The sequence below is a fragment of the Burkholderia sp. SR8 genome (genome assembly GCF_052851275.1).
This window is the reverse complement of the sequence record NZ_JAULUC010000011.1, coordinates 146454-164737: the sequence shown is the minus strand read 5'-3', so window position 1 is coordinate 164737 and position 18284 is coordinate 146454. Positions and strand designations below refer to the sequence as shown.

Sequence of the window (18284 nt, the reverse complement as noted above, 5' to 3'; positions counted from 1 at the left end):
GGCGCGACACCATGTCAGCGGTCCTTGCCGCGCCCGAAGCGCTTCGCGGCTTCGCCGGCGAGCGCGTCGCGAAACCGCGCGCCGAACGAGCCGGGCTGGCCCGCATCGGCCGATGCGGCGCCGGCGCCGGCACCGGGGGCGGCCGGCGCCGACAGCGCCGCGGGCACCGAACCGGCCGGCAGCGTATGCAGCAGCCGCACGTTGCCCGGCGCGACGCCGAGCACGAGCCACGTATCGCCGATCTCGACGATCGTCGCGCTTTCCTTCGCGCCGAGCCCGACGCTCGACACGACCTTCAGCGGGCCGCCGCGCCGCGCGGGCTGGAACCCGAAGCGGCGAGCGAGCCACGCGCAGCCGAACACGAGGCCGATCACGACCGCGAGTCCGACGAGCGTCTGCAGCACCGCACCGAAGCCGAGCGACGGCGCGGCCGAGCCGACCATCACGCTCGACGCGATCGCGCCGGCGTTGTTCACCGCGTTCATGTCGGCGGCGCCGGCCGGCGCGCATGCGAACGATGCCGCTGCGGCCAGCACCGGCGCGATCGCGAAACGGCGTGCGCGGTGGCCGGGCTTCACGACGTTCACCGATTCAGCTTCCGGATGCGTTCGGCCGGCGTGATGATGTCGGTCAGCCGGATGCCGAACTTGTCGTTGACGACCACGACTTCGCCCTGCGCGATCAGGCAGCCGTTCACGAGCACGTCCATCGGCTCGCCGGCGAGGCCGTCGAGCTCGACGACCGAGCCCTGCGCGAGCTGCAGCAGGTTGCGGATCGCGATCTTCGTGCGGCCGAGCTCCACGGTCATCTTGACCGGGATGTCGAGAATCATCTCGATGTCGTTGTGCGTCGAGCTGGGCGCGGCCTTCGACAGCGGCTGGAACACGCCGGCGCCGGTCGCGCCGGCCTGCACCGGTTGCTCGTTCTGCTCGGCGAGCGCGGCGGCCCAGTCGTCCATGGCCAGTTCCTCGTCCGCAGCGGCGGGCGCCGCCTGCACGGCCACGGCCGATTCCGCCAGCGCCGCGTCGGCAAGTGCCTGCGGGTCGAGTTCGGGCGTCGGGTTCAGCTCACTCATATCCACCTTCCTTCATCGTGTCGCCCGCGCTGATCATCTTCTGCACGCGCAACGCATATTGACCATTGAAAATGCCGTAGCCGCATTCCATCACCGGCACGCCGTCGACCTTCGCGGTGATGGTGTCCTCGATCTCCAGCGGCAGCACGTCGCCCGCGCGCAGGTTCAGGATCTTCTCGAACGTGGACGGGATCTCCGCGAGATTCGCGGTCAGTTCGACCTCGGCCGACTGCACCTGCTGCGACAGCACGCGCACCCAGCGGCGGTCGACTTCGAGCGCCTCGCCCTGGATCGGCGACGCAAGCACGTCGCGGATCGGCTCGACCATCGAATACGGCATGCAGATGTGCAGCGTGCCGCCCGTCGGCCCGAACTCGATCGAGAACTGCGTGACGATGACGATCTCGTTCGGCGTCGCGACGTTCGCGAACTGCGTGTGCATCTCCGAGCGCACGAACTCGAACTGCAGCGGCCGCACGCTTTTCCACGCGGTCGTGTAGTGCTCGAACACGAGGTTCAGCAGCTTGCCGATGATCCGCTGCTCGGTGGCCGTGAAGTCGCGGCCCTCGACGCGCGTGTGGAAGCGCCCGTCGCCGCCGAACAGGTTGTCGACGACGAAGAACACGAGGTTCGGGTCGAACACGAACAGCGACGTGCCGCGCAGCGGCTTCACGTGCACCAGGTTCAGGTTCGTCGGGATCGGCAGGTTGCGGGTGAACTCGCTGTACTTCTGCACCTTCACCTGGCTCACGGAGATTTCCGCCGTGCGCCGCATGAAGTTGAAGATGCCGATCCGCAACAGCCGCGCGAAGCGGTCGTTGATGATCTCGAGGCCGGGCATCCGGCCGCGGACGATCCGCTCCTGCGTCGCGATGTTGTAGGGGCGGACGCCCGACGTGTCGCGGTGCTCGTCGACTGCGTCGGATTCGCCCGTGACGCCCTTCAGGAGGGCATCGACCTCCTCCTGGGACATGAACTCCTGGTGGCCCATGCGCGCTCCTTGTCCGGCCGCGTTACTGGACGACGAATTCGGTGAACAGCACGTCGTCGACCTTCGCGCGCTGGTTGCCCGGCTGCGTCGGCTGCTCGATCAGCTCGCGCAGTTCCGTCGCGAGCGAACGCTTGCCGTCCGGCGTCGCGAGATCCTCGGGATGCTTGTTCGACAGCGCGAGCAGGATCCGGCTGCGGATCTCCGGCATCCGCGCGGTCAGCTGCTCCTGCGCCTTCGGATCGGTGAGCTTCAGCGACAGGCCGACGCGCAGGTAGTGCTGCGCGCCGTCGTCCGACTGCAGGTTCACGGTCAGCGGGTCGAGCGGGAAGAACACCGGCGCGGCGAGCGGCGCCGCTTCGGCGGGCGCGCTCGCATGGCCGACGCCTGCCTTGCTCAGGAACACGTACATGCCGCCGGCGGCGGCGGCAGCCGCGCCCAGGGCGATGACGGCGATGAGCGCGATGCGCTTGAACTTGCCGGACGAAGCCGGCTTGTCGGCAGTCGGGTTTGCGGTCGTGGAGGCCATGTGAATGCGTGCGTGATGTCTCGTAGCATGCATTGTTCGGCATCCGGGCCGAGCCCGATGGGTGGAAAAGAGGGGGGAATTGCGGCTATCTCAGCCGATTGTCGGGCCGGGGACGGCCTGGTATCGGGGCGATGCGCGGTGCGGGCCGGCGGGAGAAATCCGTCACGGCCAGCGGGGGCGCGGCCGGCGGCCGTCCGGGCCGGCGCGAGAGGGAGATGCGGAGGCGGGCGGGCAGCCAGCGGCGCCCGCCCGCACGTGGTCAGATCGGCAGCAGCGACAGCAGCGGCGCGATCAGCACCATCGCGACGCCCGCGATCATCATCGTGAGACTCGACACGACGCCTTCCTCGCTGCCGATCTCGCGCGCCTTCGCGGTGCCCACGCCGTGGGCCGCGGCGCCGAACAGCGCGCCGCGCGCGAGCCGCGTGCGCATCGGCACCAGTGCGAGCACGATTTCGCCGAGCAGCATCCCGCAGATGCCGGTCGCGATCACGAACAGCGCGGTGAGGTCTTTCGGCGCATGGATCTTGTCGGACACGGCGAGCGCGAACGGCGTCGATACCGAGCGCGTCATCAGCGAGCGCTGCAGTTCCGGCGACAGGTGCAGCAGCTTCGCGAGCAGCAGCGACCCGCACACGCCGGCGCCGATTCCGACCGCGACGCCGACCGACAGCGACAGCCAGTGCCGGCGGATCAGGTCGCGATACTCGTAGATCGGCACCGCGAACGCGATCGTCGCCGGCCCGAGCAGCCACATCAGCCAGCGCGTGTCGCGGAAGTAGACCGAATACGGGATGCCGGTCAGCAGCACGAGCAGCACCAGCACGCCCGGCACGAACACGAGCGGCGAGAACAGCAGCGTCTTCTTGTACGCGTAGAGCCGCTTCGACGCGAAATACAGCGCGACCGTCAGCACGAAGCAGCCGACGGAGATCGCGGTGTTCACGCGATCGGCGGACAGGTTCGACAGCAGCGCGTGCATCGCGGGCTCCCGCTCAGTGGGCGGACACGGTGGCGACGCGCGCGCGGCGGCGTTCGGCGAACACGCGCTGCGCGGCGAGCCGGCGCTCGAGCTTCGCGGCGAGGTCGACGGCAACAGCCACCGCGACCATCACGAACGCGGTGCCGGCGAGCATGACGAGCGCGATGCGCCAGCCGTCCTCGCGGAACAGCCCGCCGTACTGGACGGCCGCGACCGCGGCCGGCACGAAGAACAGCAGCATGTCGGACAGCAGCCAGTTCGCGCCGTCCTTGACCCATGCCGGCGCGACGCGGCCCGAGAACAGCAGCGCGAGCAGCACCGCGAGGCCGATCACGCCGGACGGCACCGGCAGTCCGATCGCGCGCACCGCCCAGTCGACGCCCATCCACAGCACGCCGAGCGCGGCGGCCTGCAGCACGATCCGGCCCGTGCGCGCAACATTGCCGGAAGCGGCGGGGCGGGCGGCAGTGGCGGTGGTCGGCTTGGTCATGGCGGGCTCCATACGGATCGTGCTGTCAATGGCCCTAGTATAGGGTTTCCCCTAACCATAAATAAAATGACTTGTCTCTATCCTTGTCATTCCGATTCGGAATTTAGTGGCGCTTGCCGCACCAACTTGGGGAGTGATCGATGGAATTGCGCGCGCTGCGGTACTTCGTCGAGGTGGTTCGCCAGCAGAGTTTCACGGCAGCGGCCGACCGGCTGTTCGTCACGCAGCCGACCATCAGCAAGATGGTGAAGGCGCTCGAGGACGAGATCGGCTCGCCGCTGCTGCTGCGCGACGGCCGGCAGATGGTGCTGACCGACGCCGGGCGGATCGTGTTCCAGCGCGGCCAGGACGTGCTCGCCGCGCAGGCGCAGTTGCAGTCGGAGCTGAAGGATCTCGGCACGCTGGGCCGCGGCGAGCTGACGATCGGGATTCCGCCGCTCGGCGGGTCGCTGTTCACGCCGATCATCGCCGCGTACAAGCAGCGCTATCCGAACATCGAGCTGAAGCTGTTCGAGCAGGGCGCGCGGATGATCGAGGCCGCGCTGATGTCGGGCGAACTGGAACTCGGCGGGCTGCTGGAGCCTGTGGATCCCGGCACGTTCGACCGGCTGCCGATGGTGCGCGCGCCGCTGTGGCTCGTCGCGCCGCGCGAGTCGCGCTGGGAGGATCACACGGCCGTGCCGCTCGCGGACCTCGCGCGCGAGTCGTTCGTGTTCTACGCGGAAAGCCTCGCGCTGCACGACGCGGTGCTCGATGCGTGCCGGCAGGTCGGCTTCACGCCGTCGATCGTGAGCCGCAGCGGTCATTGGGACTTCATGGCCGCGCTGGTGCATGCGGGCGTCGGCATCGCGCTGCTGCCGGAGCCGTACTGCCGGCGGCTCGATGCGCGGCAGTTCACGTGCCGGCCGATCGTCGAGCCGGAGATCACGTGGGCGATCGCACTCGGCTGGCTGAAGAAGGGCTATCTGTCGCACGCGGCACGGGCGTGGCTCGACGTCGCGCGGGCGACGCTGCCGATCGCGTCGGGCGACGATCTGGCGTTCGGCGGATTGCGCGCGCGGGAGTGAGGCCGGCGGACGCCGGTGCAGAAATCAGACGTGCTGAATCGGGCCCGCATACCGGGCGATGGTGCTGTCGTGCGTGAGCAACGTGACACCTTCCGAAATCGCCTGCGCGATCAACAGGCGATCGAACGGGTCGCGATGGACCGCCGGCAGCTGCTCGATTGCGAGAACGTGCGCGCTCGTGATCGGCAATTCCACGTAGCCGACGTCGAGCAGGTTGCGACGCAACACGTGGGGATCGACCTGGAAATCGTCCCGATCGAGCCCGCGCTTGATGACGATTTCACAGAGGCTCACGACGCTGAACAGCAGGGTATAAGCCGAATTCTCGATGATCGAGCGGGCGCTGCGCGGCAGCTCCGTCGCGTCGGCGGCTGCCCAAAGCAGCAGATGGGTGTCGAGCAGGACTTTCACGTGTCGTCACCCTCGAACAAATTCCGAATGGCCTCGTCGCCCATCGTGTCGAAATCGTCCGGCACACGAATCTGTCCCCTCATGAAACCGATCCGTGCCGGAGGACGCGCGTCGGGCGCATCGATCGGGACTACCTTGACGAGCGGCTTGCCGGCCTTCGCGATCACGAACGGTTCGCCCGCATGGACTGCTTCGTCGATCAGACGCGACAGGTTCGTCTTCGCATCATGCATGTTATAGGTCTGCATCACCTCACCTCAGATAAACTAAGTTCATTAATTCGTTTAGCTTAGTCCAGAGCGGAAGGGCGTGCAAGAACGGCCGTTCAGTCCAGGAAGCACAGCCGGGCCTTCCGGTTCAATGCCCCATCGCCGGCCCCGCGCCCTTCTTCGGCTTCGTGATCCACACGAGCGCCGCGAGCGCGATGAACACGCCTGCCGACAGGTGGAAGAAGTCGTTGGTCGCCATCATGAAGCCCTGCTGCGTGACCAATTGGTTCAGCTGCGCATTGGCCGTCTGGCCGAGGATCCCGAGCTGCGCGAGTGCGCCCTGGTAGTCGGTCGTGTTCTGCGCGTAGACGCTGACCGACTCCGACAGCCGCGCGTGGTGGTAGATCGCATCGTTCTCCCAGAACGTCGAGCTGGCCGCGGTGCCGATCGCGCCGGACAGCGTGCGCAGGAAGTTCGACAAGCCCGACGCGCTCGCGAGCCGCTCGTCGGAGATGCTCGACAGCGTGATCGTCGTCATCGGCACGAAGAAGCACGCGACGCCGATTCCCTGCACGAGCCGCGGCAGGATCACGTGATTGAACGGCACGTCGAGCGTGAACGTCGAATTCCACACCGATACGCCCGCGAACACGATGAACGCGAAGCTCGCGACCATCCTCAGGTCGAGCCGGTGCATGTTGCGCCCGATCAGCGGCGACAGCACGAGCGCGAGCAGCCCGACCGGCGCGGTCGCGAGACCCGCCTTGCCGGCCGTGTAGCCCATCACCGTCTGCAGCCACAGCGGGAAGATCACGACCGAGCCGAAGAACGCCATGAAGCCGAACGAGATGATCAGCGCGCCGAGCGCGAAGTTGCGGTCCTTGAAGAGCGTCAGGTCGACCACCGGCTCCTTCTCGGTCGCCTCCCACACGAGCATGAACGCGAGCGACACGACCGCGATCAGCGCGAGCGCGACGATGAAGGTCGAGTTGAACCAGTCGCGGTCCTTGCCGAGGTCGAGCATCATCTGCAGGCACGACACGCCGATCACGAGCAGCGCGAGGCCGACCGCGTCGATCCGCTGTTTCGTCGTCTTCGTCTCGCGGCCGCGCAGCAGGAAGTACGCGCAGGTCGCGGAGAACACGCCGATCGGCAGGTTGATGTAGAAGATCCACGGCCACGTGTAGTTGTCGCTGATCCAGCCGCCCAGCAACGGGCCGAAGATCGGCGCGACGATCACCGTCATCGCCCATAGCCCGAGCGCGAGCCCGCGTTTCGCCGGCGGATAGCTGCGCATCAGGATCGTCTGCGACAGCGGCACCATCGGGCCCGACACGAGGCCCTGCAGCAGCCGGAACGCGATCAGCGTCTCGAAGTTCGACGCGAGGCCGCACAGCGCCGACGCGATCGTGAACGCGAGCACCGACAGCGTGAACAGGCGCACCTCGCCAACCCGCCGCGCGAGCCAGCCGGTCAGCGGCACCGCGATCGCGGACGCGACCGAATACGACGAGATCACCCACGTGCCTTCGCTCGTCGCGACGCCGAGGCTGCCCGAGATGGTCGGCACCGCGACGTTCGCGATCGACGTGTCGAGCACTTCCATGAACGTGCCGAGCGCGAGCCCGACGGTGAGCAGCGCGAGCGCACCGCCAGTGAGCGGCGCCGGTTCGGCGGCAGGGGAGGCGGCGGATGCCGTGGTGGCGGACATCGGAATCTCCTAGACGCGGCGCGCGCAACGCGCCGGCACAACGCACGGGCGCGCAGTACCGCGCGGCCCGGCCGGGTCGAATGAACACGGGGAAGGATGGAGCACGTGTCTCGTCATCTTCTGCCCAGACAGAGAAATAAGTGAATGCTTAACCTAGACACCGTGGCCTCCGCGCTCAGCAGTCCGGTTCGTCGGGCGTCGGGCAGCCGACGTCGCCGGGTCCGTTCGCGATGAAGCGCTGCAGCAGCCCGGTGAGCGTCGCCAGTTCGTCGGCCGAGAAGCCGGCGAGCTGCGCGTTCAGCGCGGTCGCGACGAGCGACGGCAGCGCGCGGGCCGCATCGGCGCCGCGTTCGGTCAGCGTCAGCTCGATCACGCGGCGGTCCTGCTCGCTGCGCGAGCGCGCGACGAGCCCCTTGCGTTCGAGACGGTCGAGCATCCGCGTCATCGAGCCGCTGTCGTACGACATCTTGCGCGACAGCTCGAACGGCGTGCGCGCATAGCCGCGCGACAGCAGCAGGATCACGCCGATCTGCTGCGCGGTGAGATCGAGCGGCTCGAGCGCGCGGTCCATCCGCTCGACGAGCGCCTGCCGTGCCTTGGTCAGGTAGTAACCGAGGCTCGTTTCCAGCTCGATGGTGTCGGGATCGTAGAGGCCGCCGTTCATGCGATTGCGCGCGCAGCAACAGTGCGTTTCAGGTCAAAACGCGCCCAGTATCTTGAAAAATGATTGCTTAGTCAATATTATTTCAGTCAACCAGTTACGACGTGCATGTTGCACTGCCGGAGACTATGTTCTGACCGCTTCGCCCGCACTGCCGGGCACCCCCGAGGATGTTCGCGATGCTGTTCCTGAAAAATGCCGCCGGCGCGCTGCGCCGCAACCTGACCGATACCGCTCATCATGTGTTCTCCGGGCCGCACCGCGGCTGGAAGATCGCGCTGTACGTGACGATGCTGGTGGTGCCGGGCGGCTCGCTCGCGGCGCTCGGGTTCGCGTGGTTCGATCATCGCCGGCAGCGTAACGCGAAGGGCGCCGCCCGCCGCACGGGTCGGCCGGCGGCCACGGAGCCGTCGACATGGCGGTCCGCCGCCGAGCCCGTTCCCGTTCCGGTGCGTTGCCACTGAAGCCGCGCGGTTCATGCCAATCCGACCGCCTTCGACCGACCGACTGACCGACGGGTACGCCTGCGGCCGGGTCGCCGTTCGTCGCGTAGACGGGGCTTCGTTGCTGTCGAGGCCGCCAGCGCGGTAATGACCGGTAAACCGGCCGGCCGCGCCGGTAACACATGCGCGCGGCCGCGCACCGTACCCTTAGGGCTGCGCAGCTTTCCCGCCGTCAGTTACCATTTGTCCGCCAGCGGCCAACGACCGCACCGCATGACCGCACCGCGCGACGCCGCTCGCCGGCCGTCGCGCCCAGACAGGAACATCACGATGCCGTACGCCTCCCTCCCGCGCGCCCTTCGCCCGCTGAGCGCCGCCGTCGCCGTTGCGACGGCCGTGCTGCTCGCCGGCTGCGCCGTCGGGCCCGACTATCACCGGCCCGACACGTCGATCCCCGCCGCCTTCAAGGAAGCGCCGGCCGGCTGGAAGGTCGCGCAACCCGCCGACCGCGCCGACCGCGGCCCGTGGTGGACCGTCTACAACGATCCGCAGCTCGATGCGCTGATCGGCAGGCTCAACGCGTCGAACCAGACCATCGCGCAATCGGCCGCCGCGTACCGGCAGGCCCGCGCGCTCGTCACCGAGGCGCGCGCCGCGTACTTCCCGACCGTCGGGCTGACCGCGTCGGGCACGCGCTCGCGTACGGGCCGCACGTCCACGTCGTCGAGTACGTCGAGTTTCGGCAGCAGTTCGTCGATCGGCAACAGCTACAGCGTCGGCCTCGACGCGAGCTGGGAGCCCGACCTGTGGGGCAAGGTGAGCCGCAGCGTCAGCGCGCAGCGCGCCGGCGAAGCGGCCGCCGCGGCCGATCTCGCGAACGCGCGGCTGTCGCAGCAGGCGCTGCTCGCGCAGACCTACTTCCAGCTGCGCACGTCCGATGCGCTGCAGAAGCTGCTCGACGATACCGTGAAGTCGTACGGCGAATCGCTGAAGCTCACGCAGAACCAGTACGCGCAGGGCGTGGCCGCGCGCGCGGACGTGATCCAGGCGCAGACGCAGCTGCAGAGCGCGCAGGCCGCGGCGATCGACAACGGCGTCGCCCGCGCGCAGTACGAGCATGCGATCGCGACGCTGATCGGCGAACCGGCATCGACGTTCTCGCTGCCGCCGAACCCGCTGACGGCCGAACCGCCGGTCACGCCGGTCGACGTGCCGTCCGCGCTGCTCGAGCGCCGGCCCGACATCGCGGCCGCCGAGCGCCGCGCGGCCGCGGCGAACGAGCAGATCGGCGTCGCGATCGCCGCGTTCTTCCCGACGCTGACGCTGTCGGCCACCGGCGGCTTCCAGAGTTCGGTGTGGTCGCAACTGTTCACGCTGCCCGCGCGGTTCTGGACGGTCGGCCCGCAACTCGCCGCGACGCTGTTCGATGCCGGCCTGCGCGCCGCGCAGACCGATGCCGCGCGCGCGACCTACGACCAGGACGTCGCCGCGTACCGCCTCGCGGTGCTCACCGCGTTCCAGGACGTCGAGGACAACCTCGCGTCGCAGCGCATCCTCGCGCAGGAAATCGACGTGCAGCGGCAGGCCGTCGACAGCGCCGAACACTCGCTCGCGATCGTCACGAACCAGTACAAGGCCGGCACGGTCGCGTACCTGAACGTGCTGACCGCGCAGACCACCGCGTTCACCGCGCAGCAGAAGCTCGCGACGATCGCCGGGCAGCGGATGACGTCGTCGGTCGGGCTCGTGAAGGCGCTCGGCGGCGGCTGGAACGTGTCGGAGATGGCGCGCGAGACGGGCGACGTGGCGGCGCCGGCGCCGCTGCCGGCATCCGGTGCTGCGGCGCCGCTCGCGCAGAAGTAACGGGGAAAAGGGCCGGGCGACGCGCGCTCAGCGCGTCGCATCGCCGAAGATCAGCGACACCTGGTTGCTGCCGATCGGATGGCCGAGCAGGTTCAGCAGCCCGGCGAGGTTCGCCTGCTGCTCCGGCGCCGCATGCGCGGTGCCGCGAAACGACCCGTGGCCGGGGCCGAAGCTGCCGTGCCCGTCGAGGAACAGCGGGCCCTGCGTCGTCGACAGGTCGAGATCGGCATCCGTGCCCTTCGCCTGCAGCACCGCACGGTACGAGCCGAGCGGCTTCACGCGCGACACGCGCGAACTCATCGAATCGATCGTCACCGTCAGCTGGCCGAACGCGTTGTGGCCGATCATCCGCCAGTCGGTCCAGCCGAGCCGCACGTCGCCCTGCAGGTCGAGCGTGTTGAACGGTGTGCCGAGCCCGGCGAGCAGCGACGCGGGCACGGCCATCGAGCCGGCCGACAGCGTCGCGCCGCGCCACGTCGCGTCGAGCGTGACCGCGTCGGGCATCGCTTCCGTCTGTCGCATGCGCATCTGCACGCGCCCCGTCAGCAACGGCCAGAACCGCGTCGTCCATTCGACGCGGCCCGGCAGCAGCGTCGCCGCGCTCTGGTCCGCGCCGGGCGCGAGCATCAGCGTGCCCGAGCCGTGCCACAGCGAGCCGTCCGGATCGACGAGGTTCACGTGGCCGCCGGTCGCGCGCGCAAACTGCGGCGCGATCCACGCGGCCGGCGCGAGCGCGACGAGCGTGAGCGCCGTCGCGAGGCCGCCGGCCGCGACCCACGGCAACACGGCGACGAGCCGCCTGATTCCCGGCCTCATCGGCCGACCGCCGCTGGTTTCGTCCACTGCGTCATTTCTGCATCGACGGTTGCATTACGGCCGTCAGGTCGACCTGGCCGTCTTCCTTCAGCGCGGCCACATGCGCTTCGCCGACCTGCACCTTGAACTGCCGGCGCGCGTCGTCGAGCCACTGCGTCCACGCCGGGAACGGTACGTTCTTCATCTGGACCTGCACGCCGTTGCCGACGACCTGCACCTGCGCGCCCTGCAGCCCGTGGTCGGACAGCGATGCGGTGAGCGCGTCCTTCAGCGCGAGGCCGGTCGGCGCGACGCCCTGCGCGGCGGCCGTCAGCGACTTCGCCTCGTTGGCCTGCGCGGTCATCTGCGCGAGCTCGCGGCGCATCGTCGGCAGTTCGCGGCGGATGCGCGCGCGGCCTTCCTGCGCGGGCGCCCACAGCACCGAATAGGCGATCGCGACGACCAGCACGGCGCCGCCCCAGCCGAGTAGCGTGCGCTCGCGCGGTGTGCGCTCGCCCCAGAACTGGGCGAGCGTCTGGTTCAGTTGTTCGGTGTTCATGAGCGGCTCCGGATCGTCCATTTGCCGGTACTGCTGTCCACTTCGCCGGTCAGCCCGTTGCGCGCGAGCCGCTGCGGGAAATCGGGGTCGACCTTGACCTCCGGCTTGAAGCCGACGTCGAGCCGCCGGTCGTGATAATCGAGCGACGCGATGCCGTTCAGCGGCAGCGCGCCCATCGACCGCGACAGTGCGCTCGACAGCGCGAGGAAATCGTTCGGCGACAGCTCGCCGGCCGCGAGGCGCAGCTGATCGAGCTGGCGCTGCATCTGCGCGGGCGGATCGAGCACCGTCGTCGTCTTCGGGAACGCGGACAGCAGCGTCTCGGTGATCTGCGCGGACAGCGCGTCGCGCTCGCGCGACAGCTTCCACCAGTGCAGGTTCATGCCGATCACCGCGATGCCGAGCGTCGCCGCGGCGAGCGCGATCGGCACGCGCAGGCGCTTCACCGTCGCGCGATCGAAGCGCCACGGCTGCGACTCGAATTCGAACTGGCACAGATCGAAACGCTCGGCGAGCGCGCGCCGCGCGAACGCGTCGAACGACAGCGGCTGCGCGCCCGGCAGCAGCGGGCCGTCGGCGCGGCCGACCGACGCGAGACGCGGCTCCGCGCCCGGTTCGCCGAGTTCGTACAGTTCGACGTCGGCACCGCCGGCGAGCGCGGCCAGCGTACCGGCGGCGCGCGCCGCGGGCGCCGCGAAGCCTTCGCCGAGCGCACCGCGCGCGATCGCGAGCTCGAGACGCGGCGCGCCGGCCGCGGCAAGCTGCGCGCCCGCTTCGACGAGCGCCGGTTCGACCGACGTCGCAAGGCCGAGCACCGCGGCCACCGCGTTCGGGCGCGCGAGCGGCTCGGCTGCCGGGGTGACCGCAGCGGGTTGCGCGAGTTCGCCGTCGACGGGCGCCGACGGCGCGGCATCAGCCGCCAGCGCACGCGGCGCGGGCAGGCAGCGTGTCGCGGGCACCGCGCTCAGGTGCCGGTGGCCGGCCGCGGTGAACGCGTCGCAGATCGCGCGGAACCACGCGCGGTCGACCACGGCCAGCACGCGGCGGCCGTCGGGCAGCGCGACGGGGTCGAGCGCGATGTGGCAGCCGAGCGGATCCTGGATCAGCTGATCCTCGACGATGTTGGGCAACGCCTGGCGCAGCTTCGGCCCCTTGAGCGGCGGCACGGTCGCGGCCAGCAGCAGCACGTCGCGCGCGGCGACGATCAGCAGCGTCGCATTCGCGCGCGGCAGCAGCGCGAGCGCGGCACGGCCCGCGCGCTGCACCTGGCCGGCCTTGTCCACGAGCGTGAACGGCAACTCGGGCCACTGCCATTCCTGCAACGGCACGGCCGGCTCGCGCGGCGGCAAAGAAACAATCAGCGTGCTCAAGAGCTCCTCTCCCGGATGGCGTCGTTATAGCTGGTCGCGGATGCGCACGACCCGCGTCGAATGCGTCGTCGGATCACGATACACGAGCGAGGTCCGGTCGACCTCGGCGCGATCGTGCTGGATCCGGCCATGCACGATGAAATAACTGGAATTGACGTCGACGAGGCTCGAGTCGATCGTCACGTTCGGCGCGCCGGCGCCGCGCAGCGCGAGCTGCACGTCGCCGACGTTGCGGAAAAACACGGTCTCGCGGCGCGCCACGAGCGCCTGCGCGGACGACACGCTCATCCCCGGCACCAGCGCCGCGATCACCTCGGCCGGCGCGGTGTTCATGTTCACCGGCGTCGTGGTCGGCAGCACGGTGACGAACGGGCGCAGCCGCGCGACCATTTCGGGCGTCACGCCGTCGACGTCGAGCAGGCTGTCGACGCTCGTCATCACCAGCGGTGCGGGCCCGCGCTCGGTGTCGGACATCCCCGGCTCGTCGGTGAAGTTGCCGGTCATGTCGCCGCCCGGTACCGGCGCGGTCGCGGCCGTCGCGGCGCCGGGCAGCGTCGGCGTCTGGAAACGCGTCGCCGAGTGCATCAGGCCCGCGCGCATCTGCAGCGCGATCCGCTTCGCGAACGCGCCGTCGTAGCCGAGCGTCGCGAGCAGCCGCTGGAACGTCTGCAGCTGCATCGCGTTCAGCTGCAGCACGCCGGGCGCCGGCGACGACACGAGATTGCGCAGGTTGTACTTCGCCTGCGCATCCTCGATCGACCCGGAGATGTAGGTGTCTTCGCCGCCGCCGTCGTTCGGCGCGCCGATCCGGCCGAGAAAGTCCGACAGCTTCGTCTTCGCGATCGGCACGGCCCAGATGCCGCCGAGATAGGTGATGCCGGGCGCCGTATCGCCTTCGGAGCGCAGGATCATGCGCGTCCAGTCGAGCGCGCCGCGCGCGACCCACTGCGCCTGCGCGATCACGCGCTGGTTCTCGATGCGGCGGATCTGCACCTGCTGGCGCCACAGCATCCCCGACACGAGGATCGCCGACAGCGCGACGACGAGCAGCGCGGTAATGATCGCCGCGCCGCGCTCGCGGCGCGCGCGGGCGATCGCCGGTGCATGCGTGCGGGCACGGCCGCGAGCGGCGAACCGGGAACGATGAAGGCGCGCGCGCATCGTCATTCCCCGACGAGGAAGATGCGCGTGACGGGCACGCGCAGCGACGTCGCGCCGATGCTGACCTGCAGCCCCGTCACCGCGCGCGTCGGCGGCGCGTTGCCGATCTGCGGCACCTTCAGCGCATCGTTGTTCTGCGACAGCGCGTCGTTGGCCGTCTGCAGGTTGGTGGTCCAGCCGACGCGCGGCACGTACAGCTTCGCGTCGATCGCGCCGACGCCGCCCATCAGCGCGACCCAGCTCCAGCCGTCGACGCTGCTGTCCTTCAGCACGTCGCGCAGGCGGTTCGCGTCGTCGAGCGGCGGCGACGCATAGCGGACGACGCGCCCGCCGGCGATCCGGTAGCGGACCACCTGCAGCCGCGGCGCGGCGCCCGGCACGTCGAGTTCGCGCACGATCTGCAGCGTGTTGCCGGCGACCCCGATCGCCGGCTGGCCGGCTTCGTCGTCGGTCGCGGCGAGGCGCGCGTCGATGCGCATCTGGTCGAACATCTGCGCGAACACGCGCTCGTCTTCCATCGCGGACGCGACCTTGTCGCGGCCGCGCATGATCTGGTCGAGCCCGCGCCACGACAGGATCGCGACCACCGCGAGGATCGCGATCGCGATCATCAGCTCGATCAGCGTGAAGCCCCGCACGCGGCGGGAACGGGCGGAACGCGCGGGCCGGCGCCGCAGCGGCGCGTCAGAGCGGACGGCTGGTTTCATTCGCGACCACCGTCACCATTTGAGCGAGCACGCCGGCGCGCCCCGGCATGCTCACCGACACCTGCACGCGCCGGAACACCGGATTCGGCGTCGTGCTCACGCGCTGCGTGCATACCAGCTGCACGTTGCCCTGCGAACAATCGAAGCTCTGCTCGCCGACCTCGGGCCACGCATGCGTGAGGCGCAGTTGCGCGAGCGCGTTGTCGGCGCTCCAGCCGGCGAGCAGCCGGCGATGGAGATCGGATGCATTGGTCGCCATCGTGCCGACCGCGCGAATCGACGCGGCGAGCGCGACCGCGATGATCGCGAGCGCGACCAGCACCTCGATCATCGTGAAGCCTCGGGAACAAGCAGCCGGGAAGGGCACGCGACGACGCATCGTCATTGCACCTCGTAGCGGCCGTTGCCGGTGCCGACGATCGTCGCGCTGCCGACCGCCGAGTGCAGCGTCACGCGCACCGGCGTGTCGATGCTTTCCGTGCCGAACACGACGCGGCTCGCGCGCGTGTCCGACCCCGGATAATCGATGTCGGCGCCGGTGACGCCGCCGTCCCAGTCGCGCGGGCGCAGCAGGTCGTCGCGCAGCATGCGCCAGCCGTCCGGCGAACTCACTTCGAAACGGAACCCGTGCGCGGTCGGCAGCCACGCGATCGGGCGCGCGCGCACCTGCGCTTCGTCGCCGGCCGTCTCGAACAGCAGCGCGATGCGCTGCGCTTCCTCGCGCAGGTCGGTGCGCGGATTGCGCGTCAGCGACAGCGACGCGAGCGACACCAGCAGCCCCGCGATCACGAGCACGACCAGCATCTCGAGCAGCGTGAAGCCGCGCGCATGCGCGTGCGCCGCGGTCACGGCCGCGCCGCGCCGCACGCGGCGGGCGCGGACATCGCGGCGGGCGCGAGCGGCGCGCAGCGGCGTGCGAAGGGCGGGCATGAAGTGCAGGGCGGGGGAGAACGTCGGACCGGTCAGCGCGTGCTTACTGCCACGATCCGATGTCGGAATCGTTGTTCTCGCCGCCTTCCTTGCCGTCGGCGCCGTAGCTGAACACGTCGATCTCGCCGTGCACGCCCGGGTTCAGGTACTTGTACCCGTTGCCCCACGGATCGTTCGGCAGGCGCTCGAGATAGCCGCCGTCCTTCCAGTTGTTCGGGATCGGATCGGTGGTCGGCTTCTGGATCAGCGCGTTCAGGCCCTGTTCCTGGGTCGGATAGCGGCCGTTGTCGAGACGGTACAGCTTGAGCGCCTGCATGATCGTGCCGATGTCCTGCTTCGCGGCGATGCGGCGCGCCTCGTCGGGGCGGCTCATGATCTTCGGCACGATCAGTGCCGCGAGGATCCCGAGGATCGCGACCACCACCATGATCTCGATCAGCGTGAAACCGCGCTGACGGCGCACGGCCGCATTACGGCGAGTGATCCACGTTTGCATGACTGACTACCTCTTTCCAAAAAATGTCGTCGATTGAGTGACGCACCCTGCGGATCGCGGCATGCGTGCCTGACGGCAAGCTTCCGATACCCGGGGCGCGGAGCACGCATTGTAAGGCGCGCATTGCCGAGGGCTTTCACCCAACGCAAATTTCATATTGATCCGTACAATAGCGCGCATGAACGCGCTCTCGATCCGGATCCTCTCCCTAGCCCTCTTCGCGGGTTTGTGCGCGACGGCCACCTACTGGGCCGTCACGCTGTCCGCCCGCGAAGCGCCGCTGCCCGCCGCCGCCGCGCGGCTGCCGATCCGCACCGAGGACGCCGCCGCGCTCTTCGGCGGACAGCTCGACAAGAATCCCGTGCAGGACATCCACCTGTTCGGCATTCTCGCGCTCGATCATGGCGGCGCCGCGATCGTCGGCATCGGCGGCGAACCGCCGCGCGCCGTGTCGCTCGGCGCGGAGCTCACACCCGGCGCGAAGCTCGCCGAAGTCCGCAGCCGCTCGATCATCGTCGACCGCAACGGCGCCCGCGCGGAAGTCCAGCTCCCTGCCAACACGCCGTCCCCCGCGATCTACATGCGCTGAACCGCGGCGGCCCGACCGGCGCTCAGGCCGTCACTGCACCATGTTGTTCAGCTCGATGATCGGCAGCATCACGGCCAGCACGATCACGAGCACGATCCCGCCCATCGCCAGGATCAGCAGCGGCTCGAGCAGGCTCGTCAGGAACATCGTGCGCCGTTCGAGCTCGCGCGCCTCGCCTTCGGCCGCGCGGTCGAGCATCGTCGTCACGTCGCCCGTCGCTTCGCCGGAACGGATCAGGTGCACGAGCACCGGCGGAAACGTCTTCACGTTGTTCAGCGCGCGCGACAGCGCGGAGCCTTCGCGCACGCGCACGATCGCATCGTCGATGTTCGCGCGCATCGCGCGGTTCGACAGCGTCTCGCCGGCCGCCTGCAGCGCGCGCAGGATCGGCACGCCGGCCGCGGTCAGGATGCCGAGCGTGCTCGCGAAGCGCACCGTGTTGTAGCCGCGCACGAGCTTGCCCGCGAGCGGCGCGGTCAGCACCCAGCGGTCGAACGCGAGCCGGGGCCCGGCGCGCGACAGCGTCGCCTTCACGAACCACACGACGAGCGCGACCGCGATCAGGATCGCCCACCACCAGTGCCGCACGAAATCCGACAGCGCCATCATCACGATCGTCAGCAGCGGCAGCTGCTGCTTCGTGCTCGCGAACACGTTGACGACTTGCGGCACGACGTAGCTCAGCAGGAACGTGACGATGCCGAACGCGATGATCGTGACGATCCCCGGATACGTGAACGCGAGCAAGATCTTCTGCTTCAGCGCATTGCTCTGTTCGATGTAGTCGGCCAGCCGCGACAGCACGATCCCGAGCTTGCCGGTGTGCTCGCCCGCGGCGACGAGCGCGCGGTAGATTTCCGGGAAGTCGCGCGGATGCTGGCCGAGCGCATTCGCGAGCGAATGGCCGCCGAGCACTTCCGCGCGGATCGCGGCCATCAGCTCGCGGATGTAGTCGCGCTCGGCCTGCTCGGTCAGCACGCCGAGCGCCTCGTCGAGCGGCAGCCCCGCGATCAGCAGGCTCGCGAGCTGGCGCGTGAGGATCGCCTGCTCGCGCTGCGACAGCTTGCGGCCGAACGCGAGGCGCTGCGAACGCGCGCCGCGGCCCGCGCTCGCGGCCGGCTCGACGACGAGCGGCGTGAGCCCCTGCGTGCGCAGCTGGCCGCGCGCGGCGCGCGCGCTGTCGGCATCGATCACGCCTTTCTGCGCACGCCCCGCCGAGTCGATTGCTTCGAAACGGAATGCCGGCAT

At 69.5% G+C, this 18284-nt stretch carries 23 protein-coding genes; 4 read left to right on the top strand and 19 right to left on the bottom strand.

Annotation, left to right across the window (positions count from 1 at the left end):
- Window positions 1-14: 14 nt before the first annotated feature.
- From fliO to Q3A80_RS16595, 6 genes are all read right to left on the bottom strand, one after another.
- Window positions 15-587, bottom strand: coding sequence for a flagellar biosynthetic protein FliO (gene fliO / locus Q3A80_RS16620; RefSeq protein ID WP_446330036.1), 573 nt, complete (start codon window positions 585-587; stop codon window positions 15-17).
- The gene (gene fliN / locus Q3A80_RS16615) at window positions 584-1075 is read right to left on the bottom strand and encodes a flagellar motor switch protein FliN (protein ID WP_446330035.1); all 492 of its coding nucleotides are present in this window, start codon (window positions 1073-1075) and stop codon (window positions 584-586) included. The genes fliO and fliN overlap by 4 nt, the downstream gene beginning before the upstream one ends.
- Window positions 1068-2066: a flagellar motor switch protein FliM gene (gene fliM / locus Q3A80_RS16610; protein WP_446330034.1), complete on the bottom strand. Its 999-nt coding sequence runs from the start codon at window positions 2064-2066 to the stop codon at window positions 1068-1070. Before fliM ends, fliN begins: the two co-directional genes overlap by 8 nt.
- Before the next feature lie 22 nt (window positions 2067-2088).
- Window positions 2089-2625: a flagellar basal body-associated protein FliL gene (gene fliL / locus Q3A80_RS16605; protein ID WP_446330033.1), complete on the bottom strand. Its 537-nt coding sequence runs from the start codon at window positions 2623-2625 to the stop codon at window positions 2089-2091.
- A gap of 226 nt (window positions 2626-2851) precedes the next feature.
- Window positions 2852-3574 (bottom strand): LrgB family protein, encoded by a 723-nt coding sequence (locus tag Q3A80_RS16600; RefSeq protein ID WP_446330032.1) that lies wholly within the window; start codon window positions 3572-3574, stop codon window positions 2852-2854.
- A gap of 13 nt (window positions 3575-3587) precedes the next feature.
- Entirely contained in the window at window positions 3588-4064 is a 477-nt protein-coding gene (locus Q3A80_RS16595; protein ID WP_446330031.1) for a CidA/LrgA family protein, read from the bottom strand.
- A gap of 140 nt (window positions 4065-4204) precedes the next feature.
- Between Q3A80_RS16595 and Q3A80_RS16590 the strand changes: the two genes are divergently transcribed.
- Complete coding sequence (locus tag Q3A80_RS16590; protein ID WP_446330030.1) at window positions 4205-5131, top strand: LysR substrate-binding domain-containing protein; 927 nt, start codon at window positions 4205-4207, stop codon at window positions 5129-5131.
- A gap of 24 nt (window positions 5132-5155) precedes the next feature.
- On the opposite strand, the gene Q3A80_RS16585 is transcribed toward Q3A80_RS16590, so the two are convergent.
- The 4 genes from Q3A80_RS16585 to Q3A80_RS16570 all read right to left on the bottom strand — a co-directional run bounded on the left by Q3A80_RS16585 (window position 5156) and on the right by Q3A80_RS16570 (window position 8126).
- Window positions 5156-5542 carry a type II toxin-antitoxin system VapC family toxin gene (locus tag Q3A80_RS16585; protein WP_446330029.1) on the bottom strand — a complete coding sequence of 129 codons (387 nt, stop codon included), beginning with the start codon at window positions 5540-5542 and terminating at the stop codon, window positions 5156-5158.
- Complete coding sequence (locus Q3A80_RS16580) at window positions 5539-5790, bottom strand: type II toxin-antitoxin system Phd/YefM family antitoxin (protein WP_446330028.1); 252 nt, start codon at window positions 5788-5790, stop codon at window positions 5539-5541. The genes Q3A80_RS16585 and Q3A80_RS16580 overlap by 4 nt, the downstream gene beginning before the upstream one ends.
- Window positions 5791-5899: 109 nt before the next feature.
- Entirely contained in the window at window positions 5900-7462 is a 1563-nt protein-coding gene (locus tag Q3A80_RS16575; RefSeq protein WP_446330027.1) for a DHA2 family efflux MFS transporter permease subunit, read from the bottom strand.
- A 175-nt stretch (window positions 7463-7637) separates the two neighbouring features.
- On the bottom strand, window positions 7638-8126 hold the full coding sequence (locus Q3A80_RS16570) for a MarR family winged helix-turn-helix transcriptional regulator (RefSeq protein WP_446330026.1): 489 nt from the start codon (window positions 8124-8126) through the stop codon (window positions 7638-7640).
- 176 nt (window positions 8127-8302) lie between these two features.
- Between Q3A80_RS16570 and Q3A80_RS16565 the strand changes: the two genes are divergently transcribed.
- Both Q3A80_RS16565 and Q3A80_RS16560 read left to right on the top strand, forming a co-directional pair.
- Window positions 8303-8587, top strand: a complete 285-nt coding sequence (locus tag Q3A80_RS16565) for a multidrug ABC transporter ATPase (RefSeq protein ID WP_446330025.1) — start codon at window positions 8303-8305, stop codon at window positions 8585-8587.
- A 309-nt stretch (window positions 8588-8896) separates the two neighbouring features.
- Window positions 8897-10429, top strand: a complete 1533-nt coding sequence (locus tag Q3A80_RS16560) for an efflux transporter outer membrane subunit (protein ID WP_446330024.1) — start codon at window positions 8897-8899, stop codon at window positions 10427-10429.
- Between the two features lie 27 nt (window positions 10430-10456).
- Here the strand turns inward: Q3A80_RS16560 and Q3A80_RS16555 are convergent, their stop codons facing one another.
- Genes Q3A80_RS16555 through gspG form a run of 8 tightly spaced genes read right to left on the bottom strand, consistent with a single transcriptional unit; the run spans window position 10457 to window position 16447 of the window.
- Window positions 10457-11245, bottom strand: coding sequence for a type II secretion system protein N (locus Q3A80_RS16555; protein ID WP_446330071.1), 789 nt, complete (start codon window positions 11243-11245; stop codon window positions 10457-10459).
- Window positions 11246-11276: 31 nt separating this feature from the next.
- Window positions 11277-11783 carry a type II secretion system protein GspM gene (gspM, locus tag Q3A80_RS16550; protein WP_446330023.1) on the bottom strand — a complete coding sequence of 169 codons (507 nt, stop codon included), beginning with the start codon at window positions 11781-11783 and terminating at the stop codon, window positions 11277-11279.
- Window positions 11780-13153 (bottom strand): type II secretion system protein GspL, encoded by a 1374-nt coding sequence (gspL, locus tag Q3A80_RS16545; protein WP_446330022.1) that lies wholly within the window; start codon window positions 13151-13153, stop codon window positions 11780-11782. The genes gspM and gspL overlap by 4 nt, the downstream gene beginning before the upstream one ends.
- A 24-nt stretch (window positions 13154-13177) precedes the next feature.
- On the bottom strand, window positions 13178-14314 hold the full coding sequence (gene gspK / locus Q3A80_RS16540) for a type II secretion system minor pseudopilin GspK (protein WP_446330021.1): 1137 nt from the start codon (window positions 14312-14314) through the stop codon (window positions 13178-13180).
- Between the two features lie 2 nt (window positions 14315-14316).
- Window positions 14317-15021, bottom strand: a complete 705-nt coding sequence (locus Q3A80_RS16535; protein ID WP_446330020.1) for a PulJ/GspJ family protein — start codon at window positions 15019-15021, stop codon at window positions 14317-14319.
- On the bottom strand, window positions 14999-15406 hold the full coding sequence (gene gspI, locus Q3A80_RS16530; RefSeq protein ID WP_446330019.1) for a type II secretion system minor pseudopilin GspI: 408 nt from the start codon (window positions 15404-15406) through the stop codon (window positions 14999-15001). The genes Q3A80_RS16535 and gspI overlap by 23 nt, the downstream gene beginning before the upstream one ends.
- The gene (locus tag Q3A80_RS16525; protein ID WP_446330018.1) at window positions 15403-15951 is read right to left on the bottom strand and encodes a GspH/FimT family pseudopilin; all 549 of its coding nucleotides are present in this window, start codon (window positions 15949-15951) and stop codon (window positions 15403-15405) included. Before Q3A80_RS16525 ends, gspI begins: the two co-directional genes overlap by 4 nt.
- A 43-nt stretch (window positions 15952-15994) precedes the next feature.
- Window positions 15995-16447, bottom strand: coding sequence for a type II secretion system major pseudopilin GspG (gspG, locus tag Q3A80_RS16520; RefSeq protein WP_059448335.1), 453 nt, complete (start codon window positions 16445-16447; stop codon window positions 15995-15997).
- A 178-nt stretch (window positions 16448-16625) separates the two neighbouring features.
- Between gspG and Q3A80_RS16515 the strand changes: the two genes are divergently transcribed.
- Window positions 16626-17036 (top strand): hypothetical protein, encoded by a 411-nt coding sequence (locus Q3A80_RS16515; protein WP_446330017.1) that lies wholly within the window; start codon window positions 16626-16628, stop codon window positions 17034-17036.
- A gap of 30 nt (window positions 17037-17066) precedes the next feature.
- Here Q3A80_RS16515 and gspF read toward each other — a convergent pair whose 3' ends face one another.
- Window positions 17067-18284 (bottom strand): type II secretion system inner membrane protein GspF, encoded by a 1218-nt coding sequence (gene gspF, locus Q3A80_RS16510; protein WP_446330016.1) that lies wholly within the window; start codon window positions 18282-18284, stop codon window positions 17067-17069.